This is a genomic window from Nocardia sp. GP40, assembly GCF_050434125.1.
Classification (GTDB): domain Bacteria; phylum Actinomycetota; class Actinomycetes; order Mycobacteriales; family Mycobacteriaceae; genus Nocardia; species Nocardia albiluteola.
Genome location: NZ_JBNPVW010000004.1, coordinates 159545 through 184166, shown reverse-complemented (window position 1 = coordinate 184166; position 24622 = coordinate 159545). Strand labels below are relative to the sequence as shown.

General features: G+C 69.2%; 25 protein-coding genes and 1 pseudogene. 11 read left to right on the top strand and 15 right to left on the bottom strand.

What is annotated here, in order from left to right:
- Positions 1–171: 171 nt before the first annotated feature.
- Both ABH933_RS14035 and ABH933_RS14030 read right to left on the bottom strand, forming a co-directional pair.
- The gene (locus ABH933_RS14035) at positions 172–1089 is read right to left on the bottom strand and encodes a phosphotransferase (RefSeq protein ID WP_429422884.1); all 918 of its coding nucleotides are present in this window, start codon (positions 1087–1089) and stop codon (positions 172–174) included.
- A gap of 5 nt (positions 1090–1094) precedes the next feature.
- A complete protein-coding gene (locus tag ABH933_RS14030; protein ID WP_429422887.1) occupies positions 1095–2384 on the bottom strand; it encodes a hypothetical protein in 1290 nt (429 codons plus the stop codon).
- A gap of 117 nt (positions 2385–2501) precedes the next feature.
- Here ABH933_RS14030 and ABH933_RS14025 point away from each other — a divergent pair, with 117 nt between their 5' ends.
- The 5 genes and pseudogenes from ABH933_RS14025 (at position 2502) to ABH933_RS14005 (ending at position 5787) form a co-directional block, all read left to right on the top strand.
- Positions 2502–2690, top strand: coding sequence for a hypothetical protein (locus ABH933_RS14025; RefSeq protein ID WP_429422889.1), 189 nt, complete (start codon positions 2502–2504; stop codon positions 2688–2690).
- Between the two features lie 118 nt (positions 2691–2808).
- A pseudogene (locus ABH933_RS14020) lies at positions 2809–3094 on the top strand (DivIVA domain-containing protein); the annotation flags it as partial.
- A 901-nt stretch (positions 3095–3995) separates the two neighbouring features.
- Positions 3996–4580, top strand: a complete 585-nt coding sequence (locus ABH933_RS14015) for a DNA-3-methyladenine glycosylase I (RefSeq protein ID WP_429422891.1) — start codon at positions 3996–3998, stop codon at positions 4578–4580.
- 166 nt (positions 4581–4746) lie between these two features.
- Positions 4747–4914 (top strand): DUF3117 domain-containing protein, encoded by a 168-nt coding sequence (locus tag ABH933_RS14010; RefSeq protein WP_215918224.1) that lies wholly within the window; start codon positions 4747–4749, stop codon positions 4912–4914.
- A gap of 24 nt (positions 4915–4938) precedes the next feature.
- On the top strand, positions 4939–5787 hold the full coding sequence (locus tag ABH933_RS14005) for a putative RNA methyltransferase (protein ID WP_429422893.1): 849 nt from the start codon (positions 4939–4941) through the stop codon (positions 5785–5787).
- A gap of 1 nt (position 5788) precedes the next feature.
- On the opposite strand, the gene glgA is transcribed toward ABH933_RS14005, so the two are convergent.
- On the bottom strand, positions 5789–6943 hold the full coding sequence (glgA, locus tag ABH933_RS14000) for a glycogen synthase (protein WP_429423207.1): 1155 nt from the start codon (positions 6941–6943) through the stop codon (positions 5789–5791).
- Between the two features lie 116 nt (positions 6944–7059).
- Here glgA and glgC point away from each other — a divergent pair, with 116 nt between their 5' ends.
- The gene (glgC, locus tag ABH933_RS13995) at positions 7060–8274 is read left to right on the top strand and encodes a glucose-1-phosphate adenylyltransferase (RefSeq protein ID WP_429422895.1); all 1215 of its coding nucleotides are present in this window, start codon (positions 7060–7062) and stop codon (positions 8272–8274) included.
- 113 nt (positions 8275–8387) lie between these two features.
- On the opposite strand, the gene ABH933_RS13990 is transcribed toward glgC, so the two are convergent.
- From ABH933_RS13990 to ABH933_RS13965, 6 genes are all read right to left on the bottom strand, one after another.
- Complete coding sequence (locus tag ABH933_RS13990) at positions 8388–8615, bottom strand: hypothetical protein (protein ID WP_215918221.1); 228 nt, start codon at positions 8613–8615, stop codon at positions 8388–8390.
- 88 nt (positions 8616–8703) lie between these two features.
- Positions 8704–8943, bottom strand: coding sequence for a hypothetical protein (locus tag ABH933_RS13985; RefSeq protein WP_215918220.1), 240 nt, complete (start codon positions 8941–8943; stop codon positions 8704–8706).
- Positions 8944–9099: 156 nt separating this feature from the next.
- Positions 9100–10761 carry an ABC transporter permease gene (locus ABH933_RS13980; protein ID WP_429422898.1) on the bottom strand — a complete coding sequence of 554 codons (1662 nt, stop codon included), beginning with the start codon at positions 10759–10761 and terminating at the stop codon, positions 9100–9102.
- Entirely contained in the window at positions 10758–11699 is a 942-nt protein-coding gene (locus tag ABH933_RS13975) for an ATP-binding cassette domain-containing protein (protein WP_429422900.1), read from the bottom strand. Before ABH933_RS13975 ends, ABH933_RS13980 begins: the two co-directional genes overlap by 4 nt.
- Positions 11700–11732: 33 nt before the next feature.
- Positions 11733–12455, bottom strand: a complete 723-nt coding sequence (locus tag ABH933_RS13970; protein ID WP_429422902.1) for a TetR family transcriptional regulator — start codon at positions 12453–12455, stop codon at positions 11733–11735.
- Positions 12456–12578: 123 nt separating this feature from the next.
- A complete protein-coding gene (locus tag ABH933_RS13965; RefSeq protein WP_308166654.1) occupies positions 12579–13226 on the bottom strand; it encodes an O-methyltransferase in 648 nt (215 codons plus the stop codon).
- A 351-nt stretch (positions 13227–13577) separates the two neighbouring features.
- On the opposite strand from ABH933_RS13965, the gene sigE reads away from it, so the two are divergent.
- The 5 genes from sigE (at position 13578) to ABH933_RS13940 (ending at position 17758) form a co-directional block, all read left to right on the top strand.
- Positions 13578–14216, top strand: a complete 639-nt coding sequence (gene sigE, locus ABH933_RS13960) for an RNA polymerase sigma factor SigE (protein WP_215918434.1) — start codon at positions 13578–13580, stop codon at positions 14214–14216.
- 61 nt (positions 14217–14277) lie between these two features.
- Positions 14278–14736 carry a zf-HC2 domain-containing protein gene (locus tag ABH933_RS13955; protein WP_429422904.1) on the top strand — a complete coding sequence of 153 codons (459 nt, stop codon included), beginning with the start codon at positions 14278–14280 and terminating at the stop codon, positions 14734–14736.
- Between the two features lie 10 nt (positions 14737–14746).
- The gene (locus ABH933_RS13950; RefSeq protein WP_429422906.1) at positions 14747–16336 is read left to right on the top strand and encodes a S1C family serine protease; all 1590 of its coding nucleotides are present in this window, start codon (positions 14747–14749) and stop codon (positions 16334–16336) included.
- 9 nt (positions 16337–16345) lie between these two features.
- Positions 16346–16789, top strand: a complete 444-nt coding sequence (gene tatB / locus ABH933_RS13945) for a Sec-independent protein translocase protein TatB (RefSeq protein WP_429422908.1) — start codon at positions 16346–16348, stop codon at positions 16787–16789.
- 132 nt (positions 16790–16921) lie between these two features.
- Entirely contained in the window at positions 16922–17758 is an 837-nt protein-coding gene (locus tag ABH933_RS13940; protein WP_429422910.1) for a hypothetical protein, read from the top strand.
- Between the two features lie 255 nt (positions 17759–18013).
- On the opposite strand, the gene ABH933_RS13935 is transcribed toward ABH933_RS13940, so the two are convergent.
- The 6 genes from ABH933_RS13935 to dapE all read right to left on the bottom strand — a co-directional run bounded on the left by ABH933_RS13935 (position 18014) and on the right by dapE (position 24522).
- Positions 18014–18961 carry a glucosyl-3-phosphoglycerate synthase gene (locus ABH933_RS13935; RefSeq protein ID WP_429422912.1) on the bottom strand — a complete coding sequence of 316 codons (948 nt, stop codon included), beginning with the start codon at positions 18959–18961 and terminating at the stop codon, positions 18014–18016.
- Complete coding sequence (gene folP, locus ABH933_RS13930; protein ID WP_215918212.1) at positions 18958–19836, bottom strand: dihydropteroate synthase; 879 nt, start codon at positions 19834–19836, stop codon at positions 18958–18960. The genes ABH933_RS13935 and folP overlap by 4 nt, the downstream gene beginning before the upstream one ends.
- Before the next feature lie 360 nt (positions 19837–20196).
- A complete protein-coding gene (locus ABH933_RS13925; protein ID WP_429455033.1) occupies positions 20197–21966 on the bottom strand; it encodes a long-chain-acyl-CoA synthetase in 1770 nt (589 codons plus the stop codon).
- Between the two features lie 25 nt (positions 21967–21991).
- The gene (locus ABH933_RS13920; RefSeq protein WP_429422916.1) at positions 21992–22549 is read right to left on the bottom strand and encodes a TIGR00730 family Rossman fold protein; all 558 of its coding nucleotides are present in this window, start codon (positions 22547–22549) and stop codon (positions 21992–21994) included.
- Positions 22543–23346 carry a TIGR00730 family Rossman fold protein gene (locus ABH933_RS13915; RefSeq protein ID WP_429422918.1) on the bottom strand — a complete coding sequence of 268 codons (804 nt, stop codon included), beginning with the start codon at positions 23344–23346 and terminating at the stop codon, positions 22543–22545. Before ABH933_RS13915 ends, ABH933_RS13920 begins: the two co-directional genes overlap by 7 nt.
- An 81-nt stretch (positions 23347–23427) precedes the next feature.
- Positions 23428–24522, bottom strand: a complete 1095-nt coding sequence (gene dapE / locus ABH933_RS13910) for a succinyl-diaminopimelate desuccinylase (RefSeq protein WP_429422921.1) — start codon at positions 24520–24522, stop codon at positions 23428–23430.
- Positions 24523–24622: the final 100 nt, after the last annotated feature.

Below are 24622 nucleotides of genomic sequence, written 5' to 3'. Positions count from 1 at the left end.
GCATTGCCGGTCCGGTCGATACCGCCCGCGTGTGGCCGCTCAGCCGCCGCGCCCGCGACCGGAGTTCACTGGCACGCGGTGAGCAGCCGTTGATCTCGACCACAGCCTGCCGGGTTGTACGCCATACCTCCCGAGCGGTCGCCAGCCGGTCACGGTGGCGAGGCGAATCCATCAGAGGATGTGCCAGCGGATCTGGGTGCCCTCGCGTAATGCGGCTATGCGGCGCAACACCTCTCGGGCGCAGGGTGTGCCCGGGGCGGATTTGTAGGCGTTGGTGGTGATCATGCGGAGTTCGCGCAGGTCGCGGAGCCAGGGGTAGGCGGGCCAGTCGCGGACGTCGAAACCGTAGTCGCGGCAGAACTTCTCGTATTCGATCGAAGGGTGCGCGAAGCGGCGGCAGTGCACCTCGACCGTGACCAGATCCCATTCCGGCTGGCCCAGTGCGACACTCTCCAGATCGCACAGCACCGCCTCTGCGGTGGTGCTGTCCCACAGCATGTTTCGATGATGGGCGTCGCCGTGGATGAGACCCGGCGGCAGCGCGAAGGCGATCTCGGGGGCACGGGCGGCCAGGCGGGCCCGCTCGGCGCGCAGCAGCATGCGATCCGACGGGGACAGGATCCGGCTGGCGTCGATGGATTCGGCGATGCGGGCGAAGGTGTCGCGCAGATGCCGTCCGGGCAGCCGCTGCGGCGGGCGGGTGCGCAGCGCGTGCAGCAGCGACAGGGGCGCGGCCAGGTCCGCGGCGACGATCTCCCGCGACGGCGGCAGATACCGCCAGAAGGTGACCGCGCAGCCGTCGAACTCGAGCGGCTGACGCGTCGGCGCCGGCGGCACCACCGGCACATCCTGCCGTTGCAGCCACCGAGCCAGCCCGACGACGTCGACCGGCGGCCGCCCGCCACACGGCCGATCGATCTTCACCACGACCGGCGAGCGGACCAGCCGGTACACCGCATTGGTGTGATGACGCAGCAGCCGAGCCCCGGCCGGATCCAATCCGGCCGTGCGGCAAGCTCGTTCGAGGATTCGATGGGTGCGCTGCGGGGTGAACTCGGCGGCGGCCGCCGGCTCCGCCGGTTGCGACATCGCGATCACCGACCCCGTCCCGTCTCGGCGGACATCAGCTGCCGCAGCTCGTCCGCCGCCGGACGGCCGCGGCCGTCCGGCGCGATGGCGTCCACCACCGCGGCCGCCCGGGTCAGCACGATCGTGGTGCGATGTTCCGGGGGCAGCGTGGTCAGCACCTGCACGGCCAGCTCGCAGGCCTGATCCACCGCACCCTCCAGGGCATAGCCGATCGCGGCGTCGAGTTCGATGAGTGCCGGGTCGATCAGCACGTCCGGGCTGTTCCGATACAGCGCCAGCGCCCGCTCCTGCACCCGGCGCGCGGCCCCGGTGCGCCCGAGATTGGTCAGGATGCCGGATTGGTAGAGCAGCAGCCGCTTTTCGCCGAACCGGAACGCCTCGTCCGAGGCGGCGTCGCCGAGTTGGCCGGTATGCCGCACCGCCCGCGCCAGGGCCAGATCCGCCCCGTCGGCGTCGCCGAGCCGGGCCAGTGCCCGCGCCTCGGCCGCGGCCGCCAGGGCGGTGGCGTCGTCGGCGGCGCCGGGCAGCTGCGCCTGTGCCGCCCGCGCGAGCATGACCGCCTGTTCGGGGGTGCCGTAGTAGTACGGCAGCATCGCGTGCTGTGCCCGCACCCGGGCGCGCAGCCGCAGGTTGGCCGTGTCGTCGGCGGCCATCCGCGCGGAGCCGTACCAGGTGTTGGCGCGTTCGATCTGCCCGAGCTTCATCAGCGCGTCCGCCACCAGCAGACCCAGCACCGCGGTGACCTCCGAGAGCCGGGACTGGATGGCCGCGGGCTGCCGCTGCGCGGCGATCCCCTGCACCTCGAGCACGTCCGGCAGCACCGTGGCCAGCACCCGGGCGGGCGGGGTGCGGGTATAGGCCAGCATTCTGCCCGCGGCCCGTTCCTCCATCAGCTCGACCATCATCGGGCCGACCGTGCAGGCCGACACCGTGCGGTCGACGACTGAGCGGGCATCGTCGAGCCGGGCCAGCAGGGCCGCGTCGTCACCGGGCGCGGGTACTGCGGGCGCCGGCGCGACGCGACGCGCGGGCAGCCGACGCGCACCCAGTGCGGCCTCCCCCTCGGCCAGGATCTGCTCGAAGCGTTCGCGCACCTCCGGACCGACCTGCACCAGCAGGGTGTCAAGCAGCTCCTGGGTGAGCGGGCGCGGGGTGACCGCGCTCAGACCGGACCGCCAGTTGGCGACGGTCGTCATCTCCACGCCGAGATGAGCCGCGAACTCCCGCACCGACTTTCGGGTAGCTTCCTGCAGCGCGGCCGCTTCGAAGCCGGTCCACGGCCGACCCAACACCATGGGAAGTCCTAGTAATTGTTAATTCCGTGTTGCGCGCTGTCGTGCCAACAGTAGGCCAACACCAACACCAACGCTGCGCGATTTCGCATCGGAACGAGAACGACGAAAGTTGTTGGCATGTACCCACCGTCCTCGGATACCAGGGATCTGTGGTTGATCAACAGCCGCGATTGCTCGCACGATCCGGGCGAGCTCACCTACGACCGCGCCCGATTCCTGCTGACCGTGCACGCCGGGCACGGCGGCGGATGCCGCCAGTATCTCGCCGCTGCCGCCTACTGTTTCCGGCGCACCGGGGAGCGGTGAGGGGAGGGGAACGCCGGGCCGGTGGCGCGGGGGCGGCGAGCCGACCGGGCCCGCGCAGCGGGTGGAGCCGGGGGAACCGGCCCGGCGTCCCTCGCCCGGTGCCCCTATTCTCGAACCCATGCTCACGATGCTGCTGTACGTGCTGATCGTCGGATTGGTGGCGGCGCTGCTGTTCTTGATCGCCAGCGCGGTATTCGGGCGCGCCGAGGAACTCGGCCCGTTGCCGGAGGGCACGACCGAGACGGTCCTGCCCGCCGAGCACATCAGCGGCGCCGATGTCCGAGACCTGCGCTTTCAGCAGGTATTTCGCGGTTACAAGGCCGGCGAGGTGGACTGGGCGCTGGCCCGGCTGGCGGCCCGCATCGATGAACTGGAGGGCCAGCTGGCCCGGGCACGGGGCGAGTCGCCACGGTCGGCCTCGACGGCTTCGGTGGAACGGACCGGGGCCGTGCCGAGCGCGTGGACCGGCGCCACCCCAGCCGTTGCGCAGCCCGCCACCCCCCGCCCGGCGCAAGCGGACGAACGCGGCGCGCCGGTGTCCGGCGAGGAGCGCACGGTCCGGACCGAACGTCGGCCCGCGGGCGGTGCGGAACGTCCGGTCCGGACAGATCAGCAGAGTGCGTCCGGCGAGGAGCGAACCGTCCGGACCGAACGCCAGGGCGGTCCCGGGCCGACGGCGGGGAACAACGGGACGCCGGCGGCCCGACCGGGATTCGATCCGACCGCGCAGTCCGGCGGCACTCACCCCGGCACGGGCGCGATTGCGTGGCCCGGACCGGCCGGAACCGGACCGTGGGAGCCGCCCGTCTCGGCGAACGGCATCGCCCAGCCGCAGCCGGCGCCCGAGCACACCGGATCGTGGTCCGCGGGACTGCTGCCCGCGGTTCCGTCCGGATCGCCGCATCCGGCGGTGCCGGAGGTATCGCGCCCCGAGCAGGCCGCAGGCGCGGTGGCTCCGGGCGCCGAGCACGCCGGGAGCGCCCCGTCGACCGGCAGCCTGGCATTGCCCCCGGTCGCTCCGGCGCAGTCCGCGTTCCTGCAGCCACCCGCCCACCCCGGCGGTGCCGGAACCCCGTCCGGGCAGTCGTAGGCGCGAATGCCTGTTCCACCGCGCCGACCTCGGTCGATGCACCGCCGGGGCGAGTCTGTCGGTGCCGGGTCATACCCTCGACCCATGATGCCGACCGCGCACGTATCGCCGCCGCAGCCCAATAGACACTGTCGGCGAAGCCGTCCGCAATCCGCGCATGGCCGGAGCGAATGCGGAGGTACGCCCATCGAACGGCCCGCCGAGCGGAGCGCACGGTGAGCCCCGCGCCACGCCCGGCCGAGCCGGAGTCCGACGGCAAGGTGCGGTGCGGATGGTCCGAGTCCTCGGCGCTCTACCGGGACTATCACGACGACGAGTGGGGCAAGCCGCTGCACGGTGACGACGCACTGTTCGAGCGGATGTCCCTGGAGGCGTTCCAGTCGGGGCTGTCGTGGATCACGATCCTGCGCAAGCGCCCGGCGTTCCGGGCGGCGTTCGCCGATTTCGTGATCGACCGGGTGGCCGAGTTCGGCGAGGCGGATGTGGAGCGGCTGCTTGCCGATCCGGGCATAGTGCGCAACCGCGCCAAAATCGAGGCCAGCATCGCCAATGCGCGCGTCGCGCGCGAGCTGGACATCGGTCTGGACAAACTGCTCTGGTCGTTCGCGCCGCCGCCGCGCCCGCGGCCGGCCGCACTGACCGACGTGCCCGCCGTCACACCCGAATCGGTCGCTCTCGCAAAGGAACTCAAGCGGCGGGGTTTCCGGTTCGTCGGCCCGACGACCGCATATGCGCTGATGCAGGCGACCGGAATGGTCGACGATCATGTGGCCGATTGCTGGGTCTCCGCAGGCGGGTGACCACACGCCCGGCTGGTCGGTTTTGGAACTCAGGTACCCGCCTCGATCACCGATAGGGAAGAATGGGCTGGGTGTAGCCCTCCCACATGGGTGGGCTACCTGTTGGTGACAACACGAGTTCCAAGAAAGTGCGCAGAAGACCGCGCGGATCTGGAGGGAGCAGAGGATGGCGGCCATGAAGCCCCGCACCGGGGACGGTCCCCTCGAGGCAACCAAGGAAGGGCGTGGAATCGTCATGCGGGTTCCACTCGAGGGTGGCGGGCGGCTGGTCGTCGAGCTGACGCCCGAAGAGGCGGAGGCTCTGGGCAAAGAGCTCATGCAAGTCACGGGTTAGCAGCAGCTCGACACACCCGAAGTGGTGGAGTCGCAGCTAGCTGCGGTCGCGTCCCTGCTGGCCTGTCCCGAATGCGGTGACATTCTGGCCGTCCGCGATCGCTCGTTGTTCTGCGCGCGCGGACACGGTTTCGATATCGCCCGGCAGGGATACGTCAGCCTGCTGACGGGTGCGTCGACAAAGATGTCCGGCGATACCGCGGCCATGCTCGATGCACGGGCCGCCTTTCAGGATGCCCGGCACTTCGCGCCGATCGCCACCGCGGTGGCGACGATCTCCGCCGAAGGCGCGGGCACACGATTCCCGCACTCCATACTCGAAATCGGCGCCGGTACCGGCTATTACCTCGCGGCCGCCCTGGACGCCACGCCGGACGCGCACGGGATCGCCTTGGACGTGTCCAAGCCCGCCGCCCGGCGTGGCGCCCGCGCGCACCCCCGGGCCGCCTCGATCCTCGCCGACGTCTGGCGCGGCCTGCCGATCCGGGACGGGCTGGTCGATGTGGTGCTCTCGGTCTTCGCGCCCCGCAACCCGGACGAGGTCGCCCGGGTGCTCGCACCGGGGGGTTCGTTCATCGTGGTCACCCCGACGCCCCGCCATCTCTCGGAACTCATCGCCCCGCTGGGGATGATCGGCGTCGACGCGACCAAGGACGACCGGCTCGCCGAGGCGATGTCCGGCCGCTTCGACCGGGTCGACAGCGCGCTCATGGAGTATTCGCTGCGGCTCACCCACCCGGATGTGGGCAATGTGGTGGCCATGGGTCCGTCGGCGCATCACGCGAGCGACCCGCGTGCGGCACGGATCGCCGCGCTGCCCGAGACGGTCGAGGTCACCGCCTCGGTCACGGTCTCGCGGTACCGGGCTCGATAAGTCAGCCCTTGCGGATCCGGTCGTACAGCCGCAGGGTCGCGGCGGCAACCCGGGCCCAGTCGAATTCTGCGACCGCCCGGGCACGCCCGGCCGTGCCGAGCGCGGCGGCCAGTTCCGCATCGCCCGCAACGGCGTTCACCGTCGCTGCCAGCTCGTGCTCGAAATCCGCGGCCCGGTCGGCGTCGTAATGCACCAGGCGACCGGTCGAATCGGCCACGACCTCCGGAATCCCCCCGACATCCGAGGCGACGACCGCGGTGCCGCAGGCCATCGCCTCCAGATTGACGATGCCCAGCGGCTCGTACACCGAGGGGCAGACGAATACCGTTGCCGCGGCCAGGATCTGACGCACCTGCTCCGCCGGCAGCATCTCACGCACCCAGAACACCCCGCCGCGGCGCTGTGCCAGCTCGGCCACGGCCGCGGACACCTCAGCCTCCAGCTGCGGCGTGTCGGGCGCGCCGGCGCACAGCACAAGCTGGATGCCGTCGTCGAATTCACGGGCGGCGGCCAGCAGATGGGACACGCCCTTCTGCCTGGTGATCCGCCCGACGAACGCGGCGATCGGCAGGTCGGTGCGCACCCCCAGCTCGGCGAGCACGTCGCGGGCTTCCTCGACGGGCCCGCCCGGATGCCAGATGTTCGCATCGATCCCGTTGTGTATCACGTGGACTCGATCGGGGTCGATGGCCGGGTAGGCGTCGAGCACATCCAGTCGCATGCCCGCGCTGACGGCGATGACGGCATCGGCGTGCTCCATGGCATTGCGTTCGGACCACGAGGACAGCCGGTATCCACCGCCGAGTTGCTCCGCCTTCCAGGGCCGCCGCGGCTCGAGCGAATGTGCCGTGAGCACATGGGGTATGCCGTACAGCGTGGCGGCCAGATGTCCGGCCAGGCCCGTGTACCAGGTGTGCGAATGCACCACGTCCACACCCTCGGCGGCATCGGCCATGCGCAGCTGCGCCGACATCATCTGCAGCGCGGAATTGGCCGCGTACAGCATCGGATCGGGCTGATGGACCACCGCATCGTTGCGCGAGACGCCCATGCAGTGCACGCTCACCTCGCACAGCCCCCGCAGCTGAGCAGTGAGCTCGGTGACGTGAACACCGGCCCCGCCATACACCTCGGGGGGATATTCACGGGTCATCATCGCGACTCGAAGCCGGTCGCGCTCCTCGGGGGCGGCGCCCAAAGTCACCGGTCCAACCTAATCGTTCACCTCCGTCATGACCACCCGTCCGACACTAGGACGGTAGGTTGGAACACGTGAGGAGCCAGCCGCACGTACTCGGGATAGTGCTTGCCGGTGGTGAGGGCAAGCGCCTGTTCCCGCTCACGAAGGATCGCGCCAAGCCCGCGGTCCCCTTCGGGGGCGCGTACCGGCTCATCGACTTCGTGCTGTCGAACCTCGTGAACGCGGGATTTCTGCGGATATGCGTTCTCACCCAGTACAAGTCGCACTCGCTGGACCGTCACATCTCGCAGACGTGGCGGCTGTCGGGCTTCGCCGGCGAGTACATCACTCCGGTGCCCGCCCAGCAGCGCCTGGGCCCGCGCTGGTACACCGGCAGTGCCGACGCGATCATGCAATCGCTCAACCTGATCTACGACGAGGACCCCGACTACATCGTGGTCTTCGGCGCGGACCACGTGTACCGGATGGATCCCGAGCAGCTGGTCGCGCACCACATCGACTCCGGCGCGGGGGTCACCGTGGCCGGCATCCGGGTGCCGCGCGGCGAGGCGAGCGCGTTCGGCTGCATCGACTCCGACGAGTCCGGGCGCATCACCCAGTTCCTGGAGAAGCCGGCCCACCCCCCGGGCACCCCCGACGACCCGAACGTGACCTTCGCCTCGATGGGGAACTACGTCTTCACCACCAAGACCCTGGTGGACGCGATCCGCGCGGACGCCGACGATTCGGACTCCGACCACGACATGGGCGGGGACATCATCCCCACCCTGGTCGGCAAGGGCGAGGCCGGCGTCTACGACTTCGCCGAGAACGACGTGCCCGGCTCCACCGACCGCGACCGCGGCTACTGGCGCGACGTGGGCACCATCGACGCCTTCTACGCCGCCCACATGGACCTGGTCTCGGTGCACCCCGTCTTCAACCTCTACAACAAGCACTGGCCGATCCGCGGCGCCGCCGAAAACCTCCCGCCGGCCAAATTCGCCCGGGGCGGGCTGGCCCAGGAGTGCATCGTCGGCTCCGGCAGCATCCTGTCCGCGGCGACGGTCCGCAATTCGGTGCTGTCCTCCAATGTCACCATCGAGGACGGCGCCACCGTCGAGGGCAGCGTGCTGCTCCCGGGTGTCCGCATCGGCCGGGGGGCCATCGTCCGGCGCGCGATCCTGGACAAGAACGTCATGGTCGGTGAGGGGGAGACCATCGGCATCGATCTCGCTCGCGACCGCGAACGGTTCGCCGTCAGCAACGGGGGAATCGTCACCGTCGGCAAGGGCGTCTGGGTGTAGCCCTCACTCCTATCGGGGACGGCTACTTCGACGTCAGCAGGCCCTGGGCGCGGTGCTCATTCCCATCGGGGACGGCTACTTCGACGTCGGCAGGCCCTAGGCGCGCGCGGTGCTCATTCCCAGCCCGACGGCGGGGTGTTGGGGGTGGCCGTGCAGAACGGGTAGCAGACGGCGGGGGTGGTGGGCGCGATGACGCTGCTGTTGCTGTGCTTGTTGCCGTAACCGCTGACCAGCAGCATCACCAGCAACGCGAGGAAGACCGCGAACCCCAGGACGACGATGACCAGCGTGATCCAGCCGCGTGGCAGGACTTCGAAGAGAATCGCCCGCTCGTACACCATCGTTCATCACCCCACGACTGAACCACTCACTGCCACAATGATATCGGTCCACAGTACGTGCGGATCGGCCAGCGGCGTAGGCATTCCGTCAAGACGTGGGGGGCGGCGGCGTTCGCAGCGGCGACGGCGAGTCGCCGCAGAAGGGCGCGCAGGTGCCCGGGGTGGTCAGCACCGGGGACTTCTGCTCGGTGAAGTGCGCCCCGCCGACCAGCAGCAGAACCAGCAGCGCGATGAACACCAGCAGCCCGAACATGACCACCATCGGTCCGAGCCAGCCGGTGGGCATGAAGTCCCCGAGCTCGTTCTGGAGCTCGTCGAAATCGGCCATCCTGTCTCACCCATCGACCGCCGAGGCCGCGCGACGACACGTGTATGGTGCGCAGAGCAATCGGGCGATCGACCAGAACAGTACGCTCCCCCGCGACCGGGGAGCGTACTGCCGGTGAACTCTTTCCTCGCCGGTGAGCCGACGGGGTCGGTCTGCTCAGCGTAGATCGCGTCGGCGGAACGCGACCAGGCCGATCCCGGCCAGCACCGCGGCGATCACCACCAGCACGACTACCGGCGTCGCCGTGAACGGCGCCGAGGGCAGCTTGGGCAGGTGGCTGTACGGGTCGATGTCCAGAACCCATTGCGGCATGCCAGCTATCGACCCGAGCAGGTACAGCGCCACCCCGGCGGTGAAGACACCCCAGGCCAGGCTCGCCCACCGGGGCAGCAGCCCGAACAGCAGCACCGCGGCGCCGGCGAACAGCCAGACGGCGGGCAGCTGCACCATGGCCGCGCCCAGCACCCGCGGCAGCTTGCCGCTCACATCCTGCGCGGCGATACCGTAGGCCAGCCCGCCCAGCAGGCCCGAAACACCCAGCACGATAACGGGTCCGAGCAGCGCGTACAGCAGATGGGATGCGACCCAGCGAATCCGCCCGACCGCACCGGTCAGCACGATCTCCGCGCGATCGGCGGACTCCTCCGAATTCAGCCGCAGCACCGCCGAAATCGCGTAGGCGGCCGCGGCCACGCCGAGCATCTGATAGCCGGTGGTGATGAAGGCGTCCTCGAGCCCCGAAGCGCCGCCCATGCGAGTGACGATGTCCTCCACGGATTTACTGCCGCCGATCTCGTTTCCGATGCCGTGGATGATGCTGCCGATCACCAGTCCGTACAGTCCGAGCCCGACGGTCCAGGCGATCAGCGTGCCCCGCTGCAGCCGCCAGGCGAGCCCGAACGGCCCGGCCAGGTTCTCGCTTGCCGCCGGCGCACCGGGACGCTCGGCGATCAGCCCGGCCCCGATATCGCGGCGGCTCAGCAGCGCGTAGGCCACGCCGGTCAGCACGATGGTGGCCGCCACATGCAGCAGCAGCACCCACCAGTGGTCACCCGAGAGCGCTCGCACCTGAATCGACCAGCCCTGCGGCGCAAGCCAGCTGAGCGGATCGGCCGGCCCGTTCGCGGCACGGGCATCGCCGATGGCCCGCAGCGTGTAGGTCACCGCCAGCACGACGAACGCAATGCCCCGGGTGGTGCGGGCACTGGCGGACAGCTGTGCGGCCACCGCCGCGACGGCGGCGAAGACGATGCCCGATCCGGCCATGGCCAGGCCGAACGCCAGCGCACCGTGCCCGTCCACGCCCGCGCCCTTGATGCTCGCCGCGCCGAGCAGGCCGGTGGCCAGCGCGCCGAGGCAGGCCACCAGCAGCGCCGCGGTGAGATTGGCCAGGCGCCCGAGCCGGGTCGAGGCGAGCAGCTCCTCGCGGCCGGTCTCCTCCTCGGCGCGGGTGTGCCGGATGACGGTCAGGATCGTCGCGATCCCGATGATCGTGAAGAACATTCCGGCCTTCCACAGCCCCGCGGCCGCGCCGGAGGTCTCGTTGTAGGCCGGGCCGTACATCGCCAGCTGGGCGGGGCTGGTGTTGACCGAATGGACGAAGTGCCGGATCTGATCCGGCGTGGAATACACCTTCTGGGTGGCCTTGACATAGACGCTGCCCAGCGGCAGCGACAGCAGGATCACCCACAGCGGCAGCACGATTCGATCCCGCCGAAGATACAGCCGGAACAGTCGCCAGGTCCCGGTGAATTCCGAAGCGCCGCGCGATGTTTCAGTGGCCCGTCCGGCCGGGCCGGAGAGTGTCGCGGCGGTCATTTCGACGCCTCCGCGAGCTTCTGCGCGCCGGCCGAACCGTCGACGGCGGCGTGCCCGCCGACCGAATAGTGGCGCAGGAACAGCTCTTCCAGCGTCGGTGGCTGGCTGACCAGGCTGCGCACCCCGGCATCGCCGAGCACACGGATGAGCTCGCCGAGGTGCTCGCTGTCGACCTGGCAGCGCAGCGTGTGGTCCTCGACGGAGATGTCCTCGACGCCCGCGATCCGGCTCAGATCGCCCGGGTCGCCGATCAATTCGGCCTTGATCGAGGTACGGCTCAGGTGCCGCATCTGGGCCAGCGACCCGCTCTCCACGGTCTTGCCGGCCCGGATGATGGTCACCCGGTCGCACAGCGCCTCGACCTCGGACAGGATGTGACTGGACAGCAGCACCGTCACCCCGCGCTCGGCGGCCTCCCGGGCGCATTCGCGAAATACCTGCTCCATCAAGGGATCCAGACCGGCGGTCGGCTCGTCGAGCAGCAGTAGTTCGCAGTCGGAGGAGAAGGCCGAGACCAGCGCGACCTTCTGCCGGTTGCCCTTGGAGTAGGTGCGCGCCTTCTTGCGCGGATCGAGCTCGAAGCGCTCGATCAGTTCAGCTCGGCGGGTGGGGTCCAGCCCGCCGCGCATGCGCGCCAGCAGGTCGATGGTCTCCCCGCCGGACAGCGACGGCCACAGCGTGACATCGCCTGGGACATAAGCGATATCGCGGTGCAGCGCGACCGCGTCGGCCCACGGGTCGCGGCCGAGTACCTCGGCGTCGCCGGAGGTACGGGCCAGGATCCCCAGCAGGATGCGGATGGTGGTCGACTTACCGGCCCCGTTCGGGCCCAGGAAGCCGTGCACCTCCCCCTCGGCGACGTCCAGATCGAGACCGTCGAGGGCACGTACCTGTCCGAAATACTTGTGCAGCTCCCGGACAACGATTGCCGATGACATCGAATCTCCTGTGTCTGCGGCACGGATTCGGGTTCAGCCGTCCGTGCCGGATGTATGTGTGGGTGGGTTGTCTGATGTGGAATCCGCTTGCGCGGTCGCGCCGTCGCGGTGTGCGAGCAGCGTGTCCAGCGCCATCGAGTCGGTCAGCAGGCCGTTGGTGTAGATCTCGACCATGGGCAGCATCACCAGATCGGCGTACTCGCGCAGCATCTTCCGGTGGTCGGTCGGACCCTGGTGCTGTGCGGCATAGAGCTGCATGAACATCGCGAACCCACCACCGTTCAGCAGGCCCATGACTCGCGCGGTCGCCTTGATATCGCTCGGCGCGCGCAGTGATCCGTTATCGATACCCACCCGCAGGTAGGTCTCCATATCGCCGACCATGTGCTCGAACAGCTCGACCATCAGCGGACCGCCGTCCTGCAGGCTGCGCAGCAGGTAGGCCAGCTGCGGAGCGAACTCCTCGACATCGGCCAGCGCCTGGAGCAATCCCTGCGGCGAGGGATTCTCCATGTACTTCATCTTTTCCCGGCGAATGAACTCCCGGACCTGATCGTCGCACGCCTGCCGCAGCCCGTCCTTGGAACCGAAATGGTGGTTGACCAGGCCGGGCGACACCCCCGCCGCGGCGGCGATGGCGCGGACACCGACCCCGAAGCCCTGCCCACCGAACAGGGTCGTGGCGGCATCCCGGATGCGGGCGCGCGTGTTCAGATCCTCGGGGGATCCTTCCGGTACGGCTGCTCCTTTAAACACATGTTCAGTATATTAAACAGCCGTTCAATCGTCACGCAAGACTCGCCGGGAATCTCTTCGATTTCTTTATCGCCGCAGGTCAGGAACGGTAGCGACGGTAACGACCCACGCGTGTCGCGGCGGCTACCCCCGTGACGCGCAGAGCAGCCCGTCCCCCACCGGGATCAGCACGCTCGTGAGGCTGGGATCCTCGGCGATGGCCCGGGTCGCCGCGCGCACCGCCTGCGCGCCGGCGTCGCGCTGGGTCGGATCGGGGACCCGCCCGCCCAGCAGGGCGTTGTGCAGCATGATCGCGCCGCCCTCTCGCAACAGCCGCACCCCCTGCTCCACGTACTGTGGATGCTCGAGCGGGGCCGCATCGATGAACACCAGGTCGTAGGCTCCATCGGCCAGGCGCGGCAGCACGTCCAGGGCGCGGCCGTTGATGAGCCGGGTGCGGGCCGGGGTGATCTCGGCCGCCCGGAACGCATCGCGCGCGGCGCGCTGATGTTCGGGCTCGGAATCGATGGTGGTCAGGGTGCCGTCCTCGCGCATCCCGTCCAGCAGCCACAGGCCGCTGATCCCCGCGCCGGTGCCCACCTCGACCACCGCCCGCGCGCCCAGCAGCTGCGCGTACATGCTCAGCAGCGCGCCCACCGACGGCGGCACCGGCGCCGCCCCCAATTCGGTGGCCCGCTCACGCGCGGCGACCATCACCTCATCCTCGACCACGGATTCCTCCACGTAGGCGAGGTTGCGCTGCAGGGCCGATGCGGCGGAATTGAGACTCACGGCTATGAGGCTAACGGCGGAACCGGCCCGGAGCCTGTCGTGACAGATCCGATGAACCAATTTTTCTCAGGTGTCGTTCAGCCTTCCCATATCAACAGCACATCGAGACCACGTTAAGTAAGCACTACGCAAAGGCCGTCCGATCGGCGGCCGGTGCCGGGAACAACCGGGCAAGGGCTGCGGTTGTACCCGTCGAATGACAGCTTCTGTCATCTGTGCCGGCCACGGTCCCGAGTAGGAGGTAACCCCATCCACAAGGTCGATGCGGCGCGTGAGTACGCCACCCTGCCAGAGGCGAGCCTGTCGATCGACGGTGTCCCGGCCGACTTCGCCCTGCCCGCCACCGACGGCATCCCCGTCCTCGCGCCCGAACTCACCTCCGACGGCTCCCTCGCGCTCACCGAGGACGAGCAACTCTCGGGGACCGCGGCCTTCGACGCCACCGGCGATCGATCGATGATGCCGAGCTGGGACGAGCTGGTTCGCGAGCACGCCGACCGGGTGTACCGGCTGGCCTACCGCCTGACGGGCGATCCGCAGGACGCCGAGGATCTCACCCAGGAGACCTTCATCCGCGTCTTCCGCTCGCTGCAGAGCTATCAGCCCGGCACCTTCGAGGGCTGGCTGCATCGCATCACCACCAACCTCTTCCTGGACATGGTGCGGCGGCGCAACCGGATCCGCATGGAGGCCCTGCCCGAGGACTACGATCGCGTGCCGTCGGACGGCCCGGATCCCGAGCAGGCCTACCACGACGCGAACCTCGATCCGGACCTGCAGTCGGCGCTGGACGCGCTGGCGCCGGAGTTCCGCGCCGCGGTGGTCCTGTGCGATATCGAGGGATTGTCCTACGAGGAGATCGGCGCCACCCTCGGTGTGAAACTGGGCACCGTGCGCAGCCGCATCCATCGCGGGCGGCAAGCACTGCGGGAGCACCTTGCGCATAATGGATCTCAGGAGCGGCTTGCCGCCCAGGAAAGCGTCGGGTAATTCGGGCCGCCACGGCGGCGTCCCCGGCACAACCAGTGAGGTCGGAAGAGGTGTGCACCGTATGAGTGGCGAGGAGCCTGCGACAAATCGCGGTTCGAATTCCGCGGCCGGTCGTGTTTCCGGTAGTGCATCCGGTCGCGGCCAGCGCTTCGCCCCGACCGAACACCTGGCCAGCGAGGCCATCGCCGCCTATGTCGACGGCGAGCTGCGCATGAATCCCTATCTGCGCGCCGCGGAGCATCTGGCCCGATGTTCCGAATGCGCGGCGGAGGTCGAGGCCCAGCAGCAGGCCCGCATTGCTTTGCGCCAGGCCGCCCAGAGCCATATTTCCGCACCGCACGATCTGCACGACACGCTGAGCCGGATTCCGCTCGCCGACCTCACCGGCAACAGCGTCGAGGATATGTCCCGCGGTGTGAGTTTCCTGGGCCTGCGGGCGGATTCGTTCCGTTTCGCCTCCCAGCCAGGCCGGGAATTGAGTTCCGACAGCAGACGATGGACCGGTTGGTGGCGGAAGTAGAGTTCTCCAGGTGACCACCGAATCGACGAACAGCGGATCACAATCCGAGGGTGAGCCCGCAGCCGGGTCTCCCGCGTCGGATTCGGCGGCCAATCGGGGGAACCTGAGGCCGTCGGATGCGCCGATACTGGGCCCGCGGCCGGTATACCGGCCCCACATCGATAAGCACACTGCGCGCGCCTTCCGCCGCCCCGGCGATCAGGCCGGATCGTTCGCCCCGCACACCCCCGGCGCCTCGCAGGCCCCGAAGGACGGGCCCGAGCTGATCAATCAGCCGCCCGCCGCGGTGCTGGCCGAGGCCTTCGGCCGTCCCGAGGGCTCGGACGAGCTGCTGCAGCGCGACCCGGACGCGACCACCGGCCCCGCGGCCGCCGCCGCGCCCGAGGATCCGTGGCGCAACCCGGACGCGGCCGCGCGGCTCGGCGCCCCCGCGGTGGGCACCCCCGCGGCCCCGCCGCTGCGCCCGGCCCCCAAGCTCACCGCCCGCGAGGTGCTGTTCGGCAGCCGGGTCGCCCCCGCCGCGCTGGCCATCCTCGGGGTGATCGCGCTGGTCATCGGCCTGGCGGGCGGTCTGGTCGGCCGGCTCACCGGCGAGGCCACCGACGTGCTCACCTCGAAGAAGGTCACGATCGGCCAGGACAACGGCGCGGGGAAGCCGCACAGCTCGGTGGCCAAGGTCGTCGACTCGGTGATGCCCTCGGTGGTCCAGATCCGCGAGACCGTGGGCGACAACGGCGCACTGGGCTCGGGCGTGATCATCGACGGCGGCGGGTACATCGTCACCAACAACCACGTGATCTCGATGGTCGCGATGGACAAGACCAACCGCGGCAAGATCCAGGTCACCTTCTCCGACGGCTCCGTCGTGCCCGGCGCGCTGGTCGGCCGCGATCCCAAGCGGGACCTGGCGGTGCTCAAGGTCGACAACGTCAAGAATCTCACCGTCGCCCAGCTGGGCAAGTCGGACGGTGTCCAGGTCGGCGACACCACGCTCGCGATCGGTTCGCCGCTGGGCCTGCAGAAGACCGTCACCGCGGGCATCGTCAGCGCCCTGCACCGCGCGATGGTCGAGACGCCCGAGGCCGGTGACGACACCGCCGGCGCCTTCGACGCCGTGCAGACCGACGCCGCGATCAACCACGGCAACTCCGGCGGTGCGCTGGTCGACGCCCAGGGCAGGCTCATCGGCATCAATACCGCCATCCGCAGTGAGAGCGGCGGATCGGTCGGCTTGGGCTTCGCGATCCCGGTCGACCTGGTGAAGCAGACCGCGGAGACGATCATCCACGGCGGCGTGATTGCCCATCCGTGGCTCGGGGTCAGCGCCAAGGACGGCACCGTCGAGAACGGCACGCTGAGCGGCGCGCAGATCGCCGACGTGGTGCCGGGCAGCCCGGCCGCCCGCGCGGGCCTGGCCGAGGGCGATGTGGTGGTGAAGGTGGGCGATCGCACGGTCACCGCCTCGGACGAGCTCACCGTCGCGGTGATGTCCCAGCAGATCGGCCAGTCCGTCGACTTCCAGGTGGTCCGCGGCGGCCGGCAGGTCACCATTCCGGTGACGCTGGGCTCCGATAAAGACGCACCCAAGCAACCCCAGTAGCCTGGTCTCATGTTCAATATCGGCTGGCCCGAGATGGTGATCCTGGTGGTCGCCGCCTTGATGATCCTCGGTCCGGAGCGTTTGCCGGGGGCGATCCGCTGGACCGCGCAGAGCCTGCGCCAGGTGCGCGACTATGCCAGCGGCGCTACCAGCCAGCTGCGCGGCGAACTCGGCCCCGAGCTGGATGAACTGCGTAAGCCGCTCGAAGAGCTGAACGAATTGCGCAAACCGCTGAGCGATTTGACCCGGCCGTTGAACGAGTTGCGAGGAATGACACCCCGTGGCATGGTGACAAAACATCTGCTCGGCGGCGACGATTCGGTGTTCTCCGGAAACTTCGACAAACCGACCAGTATGCCGTCGGAAGCCCAACCATCGGCCTATATGCCGCCGGAGCCACCGAAACCGCTGGCCCGCAACGAGAAACCCCCGATCGACTTCGACGCCACGTAACGATTTCGACTCCTGGAATCGGGCGCTTTTCGGCATTTCCGGAGGTAGGCGATGACTCCGGAGTTGCCAGGCGGAATTATTTCGTCAAGCGGTCTAGACGCATAAGGCTGTCGAGCTATCTAGACTGCGCTCATGTCGGCCGACGAGGTGGCACGGGTTTTCGCGATCGACGACAAGGTCGAGCGACTCAAGGCGGCCACCGACGGGGTCGCCCAGGCCCAGCAGACCATCAACGAACTCACGCGGATTCGGCGCGCGGTGATCCGGGACCTGCATGCCGAGGGCTGGACCTTTGCGAGAATCGGTGCGGCCGCGGGACTTTCGCGTGCACGCATCCACCAGGTGAGCACCCAGGGACCGGTGCCGGAGGGGTTGTTCTTCGGGCACGGCCCGCTCACCATCCTCACCCCGGATGTGCGCAGCACCACCCGCGCGGCGCCCCTGGTCGGCGCGCCCGACGCCGCGGCGCCGCATCGGCTGCAGGAACTGCTGCGGGAGTTGGGCTTCTCGGTCGGCGTGGAGCGCTTCCTGCCCGGTCGCGCGCTGGATCTGGACCGCGACGGGCTCATCGTCCTGGGCGGTGCGGAGCTGTCACCGAGCCTGCGTTATCTGTCCGCGGCCGATCCGCGGCTGCGCCGCACCGTCGCCCGCGCCGGACGGGTGCGCCGCGGCATCGAGGATCGCGCCGCGCGCCGGGTCTACCGGCCGGGCGGCACCGAACCCTACGACATCGCCTATCTGGCCCGCCTGCACCGCCCGGACAACCACGGCACGGTGCTCCTGATCGACGGCCTGCACCCGCCCGGCTCCCTGGGGGCCATCCGCCTGCTCGCCACCCGCCTGGCCACCCTGCACGAGCGTGCGGGCACCCATCCGTTCTCCGCCGTCGTCGGGGTCCGCTTCGACCGCAATACCGGCGAGCCGCTCGAGGCGGACCTGCTCACGCCCATCTACCGGCACGAAAGGTAGGCTCCCCCGCCTACCCCGCGACTTCAGCGTGCCGCTGCCTACCAGGAGACCTGCTCGTCGGGCCGGCGGATGACGGCCCGCTCCCGGTGGGCCCGTCCCGAGTTACCCATGTTCTTCCGAAATCAGTTGTCACGTACCGAAATCACACGAAGTCGGTCGTCGGGTACCGACGGCACGCAGCCGGTCGTCCGGCACCGACGATGGTCGATCGTCGAGCGCGCCAGTCGCGAACCGAACCAGCGAAACGGCGCTGTTTCAGGCGGCGACGATGGCGGGGCGGAGGGTGTTCATCGGGGGGCGGTCCTGGAGGGAGACGTCGGTGAGCAGGGCGGTGAACTCACCGCCGACCAGTGGGAATTGGGTCAGGGCCGCGCCGGAATCGCGGATTCCGCTGCGGCCGAGCATCGTTCCCATGATCTGACGGCTCATTACGCCCAGGTCCGACAGCGGGCGGTTGCGGTGGGTGCGCACGCCCAGGTTCACCTGGCCGATGGCGGACATGCCCAGCATGTCGTAGGTGTCCAGCAGCAGGCCGACCTCGACGCCGTAGCCGGGTGCGAAGGGCACTGCCGTCAGCAGCTCACGGGTGCCCGCGTACTCGCCGCCCAGCGGCTGCAGCACCCGGGACAGATCCGGGCAGAGCGCGGCCAGCAGCGGGCGCGCGACCAGCTCGGTCACGCGGCCGCCGCCGTTGTGGTCGACCGACTCCCCCTGCCGCAGCGGACGGCGGTAGTAGGCCTTCACCAGATGCATGCCCTCGACGGTCAGCAACGGGCCCAGCAGGCGGGGCACGAAGCCCGGATCCGGGTCGATCAGATCGGAATCGACGAAGGCGATCAGGTCACCGGAGGTGGCGGCCAGTGAACGCCACAGCACCTCCCCCTTGCCGGGGACCGGCTCGAGTTCCGGCACCGCCTGCTCGCGGGTGACCACGCGGGCTCCGGCCGCGCGGGCGCGCTCGGCGGTGGCGTCGGAGGATCCGGAATCCACCACCACCAGCTCGTCGACCAGCGTGCCGAGCAGCGGCAGGATGCTGGTCACCACGTCGGCGACGGTCTTCTCCTCGTTCAGGGCGGGCAGTACCACCGATACGGTGCGCCCGTCCTTGGCGGCGACGAGCTCGTCGACCGTCCATTCCGGGCGATCCCAAGTGTTGCTGGCCGCCCATAGTGTCGTATTGATCGGTTCGGGGTTGGTCGTCATGCCAGACCTCGCAGAGTTCGTGCGGGGGGACGGATGCCCTGAATCGCCGCGATCATGTCCACCACTCGCCGGGTCGCGGCGACCTCGTGGACTCGGAAAACCCGGGCGCCGGCCGCGGCGGCCCAGGCCGTTGCCGCCAGTGTGCCCTCCAATCGCTCGGATAGGCCGACACCAAGAGTCTCTCCGATGAAATCCTTATTGCTCAGCGCCATCAAGACCGGCCATCCGGTATTTACAAGAATGTCCACCGCGCGCAACAGTTCGAGCCCGTGGTACGTATTTTTTCCGAAATCGTGGGTCGGATCGATGAGTATCGAATCCTTTCCCACCCCGGCGGCCGCGGCATTTTCCGCCGCCAGCACCACCGTCTCGGTGACCTGCGCGACCACGTCGGAGTACCGGACGCGATGCGGGCGGGTGCGCGGCTGCGCCCCGCCGGTGTGGCTGCAGACGATGCCCGCTCCCAATTCGGCGGCCACTCCGGCCAGATCCGGATCCGCACCTGCCCAGGTGTCGTTGATCAGATCCGCGCCCTCGGCCACCGCGGCCCGCGCGACCTCGCCGCGCCAGGTGTCCACACTGATCAACAGCTCGGGGTAACGCTCCCGAATGGCCGCCACGAACGGCACCACCCGGCGGGACTCCTCGCGCGCGTCCACCTCGTCGCCGGGACCGGCCTTCACCCCGCCGATATCGACCAGGTCCGCACCCTGCGCGACCGCCCGGTCGACCGCCGCCAGCGCCGCGGTATCGGTGAAGGTGGCGCCTTGGTCGTAGAACGAATCCGGGGTGCGGTTCACGATCGCCATGACCAGGGCCCGATCGGTTGCCACCGATTTCCCGCACAACGTGGGCATCGGCGGCACAGCACTCATGCCCTCGACTCTACCGAGGGCACTCCCCGGCCTCCCCGCGCCGCTCCCCCGCCTCCCCGCGACTTCAGCGTGACGTTGCTTGCGACGCGGCCTGCTCGTCGGGCCGGCGGTTGATGGCCTGGTCAGGTTGGGCCCGTCCCCGATGGGTTACCCATGTACTCCCCCGCCTCCCCGCGACTTCAGCGTGACGTTGCTTGCGACGAGGCCTGCTCGTCGGGCCGACAGTTGATGGCCTGGTCAGGTTGGGCCCGTCCCCGATGAGTTACCCATGTTCATGCGAGATCAGTTGTTCCGGTGCCATCGCCTGGGAAAAGTGCCGCGACACTACGTCGGCGGCCGATTGTTGACAGCCGCTCGGCGTCAGGACCTGGGAACGCTGCCCGCCGCGACTTCGTCGGGATAGGCGGCGTAGAACGGGACGTAGCCCTCGGTGCGGCTCGCGAGCACGTAGAGGGTCGTGTCGGCGTCCGGGGTGTAGCCCTGCTTGCGGAGCTCGACCTTGCGGCTCTTGAAGGTGCTGGTGGTCTCCAGCTCCTCGACGACTCGCACCAGCAGGGGCACCGCATAGCCGGGTAGGCGGTCGTGCAGCCGGGCGGACAGAGCGCGGCCGTCGATGCTCGCGCCGGGGCGCAGCGTCACCGCGGCCATCCCGGCCTTGCCGTCGGCGCCGGGGATGTCCACGCCGTACACCACCGCCTGGGTGATCTCCTGCGCACCGTCGAAAGCGCCCTCGACCTCGGTGGTCGCTACGTTCTCGCCCTTCCAGCGGAAGGTGTCGCCGAGCCGGTCGACGAAGGCGATGTGATGCCAATGCTGGTCGCGCACCAGGTCTCCGGTGTCGAACCAGCAGTCGCCGTCGCGAAAGGCGTTGCGCACCAGCTTGGACTCGGTCGCGGACTTGTCGGTGTAACCGTCGAACGGCGCGCGGTCGGTCACCTTCGCCAGCAGCAGTCCGGTACCGCCCGAGGGCACCCGATGCGCCCGCCCGTCCGGGAAGCGGCGCGCGCGGCCCGTGACGTCGTCGACCTCCACGATCGCGTACGGCAGCGGGCCGAATCCGGCGGTGCGATCGACGCCGAAGGCGTTGATGAACGCGACGTTTCCCTCACTGGCGGCATAGAACTCGACGATCCGGCGGATGCCGAAGCGCTCCCGGAACTGGTCCCACAGCTCGGGCCGCAGCCCGTTGCCGACGGCCAGGCGCACGGAATGCTCTCGCTCGACGGACTTTTCGGGCTGATTGAGCAGATACCGGCAGAGCTCGCCGATGTAGATGAACGCGGTGGCCCGGGTCGCGACCACCTCGTTCCAGAAGCCCGAGGCCGAGAACTTCCGTCCCAGTGCGAAACTCGCCCGCGCGCCCAGCACCGAGCTCAGGGCCACCGTCAGCGCGTTGTTGTGGTACAGCGGCAGGCAGCAGTACAGGGTGTCGTCCTTGCGCAGGCGGACGCCGAGCCCACCGAGCCCGGCCATGCTCTTGGTCCAGCGCAGGTGCGTCATCACGCTGGCCTTGGGCAGGCCGGTGGTGCCCGAGGTGAAGATCAGGAAGGCCCGCTCGCGCGCGGTAACCTGTTCGCAGGCAGGCGGATTCGTGGTCGGCGCAGTACGCGCCAGCTCGGTCAGTTCCGCGGTGAACAGCAGGTTCACCGGGGGTTCGGGCAGCGAATCCAGCGCCTCGCGGCACTCCTCGCCGATCACGTTGACCGCGCTGCCGAGCAGCCCGAAACTGTGCGCGAGCACCCGATCGCGCTGGTGGTGATTGAGCAGCCCGACCGTCGCGCCCAGCTTCACCGTCGCCAGCACCACGAACAGCGTCTCGGGCCGGTTGGTCATCAGCACGCCGACCACGTCACCGCGGCCGGCACCGCGCTCGGCCAGGACCGAGGCATAGCGATTGACCTCTACGTTGGCCTCACCGTAGGTGTATTCGCGGCCCTCGAACCGCAGGAAGACGCGATCGGGCACGGCCGCGGCGGCCCGCTGGAAATGGAGCCCGACCGACACCTTGTCGTCGGGGCGCACCAGCATTCCGGCGGCGCCGCGCAGGAGTCCGGGCGCGTCTGCCGCCATTTCGGGCAGGTGACGGACCAGGTCCAGCAGGGACACGGTCGTCGAGGCGTTACTACTCACGGTCTCCTCCAGCGGAAGTCGCAGATCAGTCCGGCAGCCGGCGCAGCGCGTCGAACGCGTGCGCCAGATCGGCGGTCACGGTAACCCGGTCCAGGGCCGTTTTCCCGACGAACCCACCGGCGCGCAGTTCCCCGAGCCAGGCGAACAGCCCGCGGTAGTGGTCCATCGGATCCAGCACGACCAGCGGCTTGTTGTGCATGCCCAGATAGCCGCCGGTCCAGGTCTCGAAGAGCTCCTCCAGCGTGCCGATGCCGCCGGGCAGGGTCAGGAAGGCGTCGGCGCGGTCCTCCATGACCTGTTTGCGCTCGCGCATGGTGTCGGTGACGATCAGTTCGTCGGCGCCGACGTCGGCGACCTCGAGGTGCACGAGCTGTTTGGGAATGACCCCGATGGTGCGCGCCCCGCCGGCGCGGGCCGCGGTGGCGACCGCCCCCATCATCGACACGTGCCCGCCGCCGGAGACCAGGTGCCAACCCCGCCGGGCGATTTCGGTGCCGACCTGCGCGGCAAGCCGCAACTGCGCGCCGTCCTGGATGCTTGCCGAGCAGTAGACGCAGACCGCGTACGGACCGTTCGTCACCATTTGTCCTCCGTCCCGATGGCATCCTCGACGTGGCTCTCCGCCGCGTGCGCGACGATGTCGACAACCTCCTCCACACTGTCGGTGACGTGCAGCAGGCCCAGATCGGCGGGCGAGACCTTGCCCGAATCCAGCAGCGAATCGCGCAGCCAGTCCAGCAGGCCCGACCAGTAGCGGGTGCCGAACAGCACGATCGGGAACCGGGTGATCTTGTGCGTCTGCACCAGGGTCAGCGCCTCGAACAGCTCGTCGAGGGTGCCGAATCCGCCCGGTAGGCAGATGAACGCCTGCGAGTACTTCACGAACATCGTCTTGCGGGCGAAGAAGTAGCGGAAGTTGATGCCCAGATCCACCCACTCGTTCAGCCCCTGCTCCATCGGCAGTTCGATGCCCAGGCCGATCGAATACCCGCCCGCCTCGTGTGCGCCGCGATTGGCGGCCTCCATCACGCCGGGGCCGCCGCCGGTGATCACCGCGAATCCGGCACGCGAGAGCGCACCCCCGATTGCCCGCGCGGCCTGGTACTCGGGATGGTCGGCGGGGGTCCGAGCGGATCCGAAAACCGTGATGGCCCTCGGAATTTCGGCAAGCGCGCCGAAGCCCTCCACGAATTCGCTCTGAATGCGCAGCACTCGCCACGGATCGGTGTGCACCCAATCGGTGGGCTCGCGCCCGTCGAGCAGATGCTGATCGGTGGTTTCCGTGCCTCGCTTGCGATCCCCGCGCAGCATGATCGGGCCGCGGAACTTCGGCGTGGACTTCTGCACTCGGGACACTACGGGCTCGGCGTCGCTGGACATGCGCCCCACTGTAATGATCGACACTGAAGCATTTGCCTCCGCTTCGCTACGGCGGGTTGAAAACCTCTCGAGCTGTGGTCCTCACGCGCCCGTGAGGTACCCCCGCAGAATGTCGGTGACCGTGGTGATCTGGGCGGTGGGGACGTGTTCGTCGACGGTGTGGGCGAGGTTGGGGTCACCGGGGCCGAAGTTGACCGCCGGGATGCCACGGGCGGCGAAGCGGGAGACGTCGGTCCAGCCGTACTTGGCCCGCACACCGCCGCCACCGTGCGAATGCACCTGTTCGACAAGGCTTTTCGCAGCGGGCGCGGACAGGCCCGGCAGCGCGGCGGGCGCGCCGTCGGTGCGCTCGAACTTCAGGTCCAGGCCGGAAAACACCTGCCGCACATGCTCGGTCGCCTCGTCGAGCGAACGATCCGGTGCGAAGCGGAAATTCACGTCCACGGTGGCCTCGTCGGGCACGACGTTACCGGCCACGCCGCCGCCCACCCGCACCGCCGACAGGCCCTCGCGATAGACGCAGCCGTCGATGTCCACCTGGCGCGGGGTGTATTCACTCAGGCGCTCGAGCACCGGGGCCAGATCGTGAATCGCGTTCTCCCCCATCCAGGCTCGCGCGGTGTGCGCGCGGGTGCCGGACACCGTGAGCCGGACGCGCAGCGTGCCCTGACAGCCCGCCTCGATCCAGGCGCCCGACGGCTCGCCCAGGATGGCAAGGTCACCCTCGAGCCAGTCCGGCAGGTCGCGTTCGATGCGGCCCAGGCCGTTGAATTCGGCGGCGATCTCCTCGCAGTCGTAGAAGATCATCGTCAGGTCGCAGACCGGATCGGCGACCGTGGCGGCCAGATGCAGGAAGACCGCGTCGCCGGACTTCATGTCGACGCTGCCGCAGCCGCAGAGCATCTGCTCTCCCTCGCGCACCTCGTACCGGCTCGGCACGTTGCCCGCGATCGGCACCGTGTCCAGGTGCCCGGCCAGGATCACCCGGGTCGGCAGGCCGCGGTTGGTGCGCGCGAGCACGGTGTTACCGCTGCGCAGTACCTCGAAACCCGTCGTCTGCTCGCGCAGCGCCCCCGTCACCGCGTCGACTATCGCCGCCTCGTCCTTGGATTCGCTCGGGATGTCGACCAGAGCGGCGGTCAGGGAGATGGGGTCGGCGCGTAGATCGAGGGTCACCCGTACCACCCTAATTGTTTGTTTGGCTTACTTCCCTGTATCGAGCGGCCGGCTACTTTGGACGGACCCACGAATCCCCCGGACCAGCGGCGACCCATAC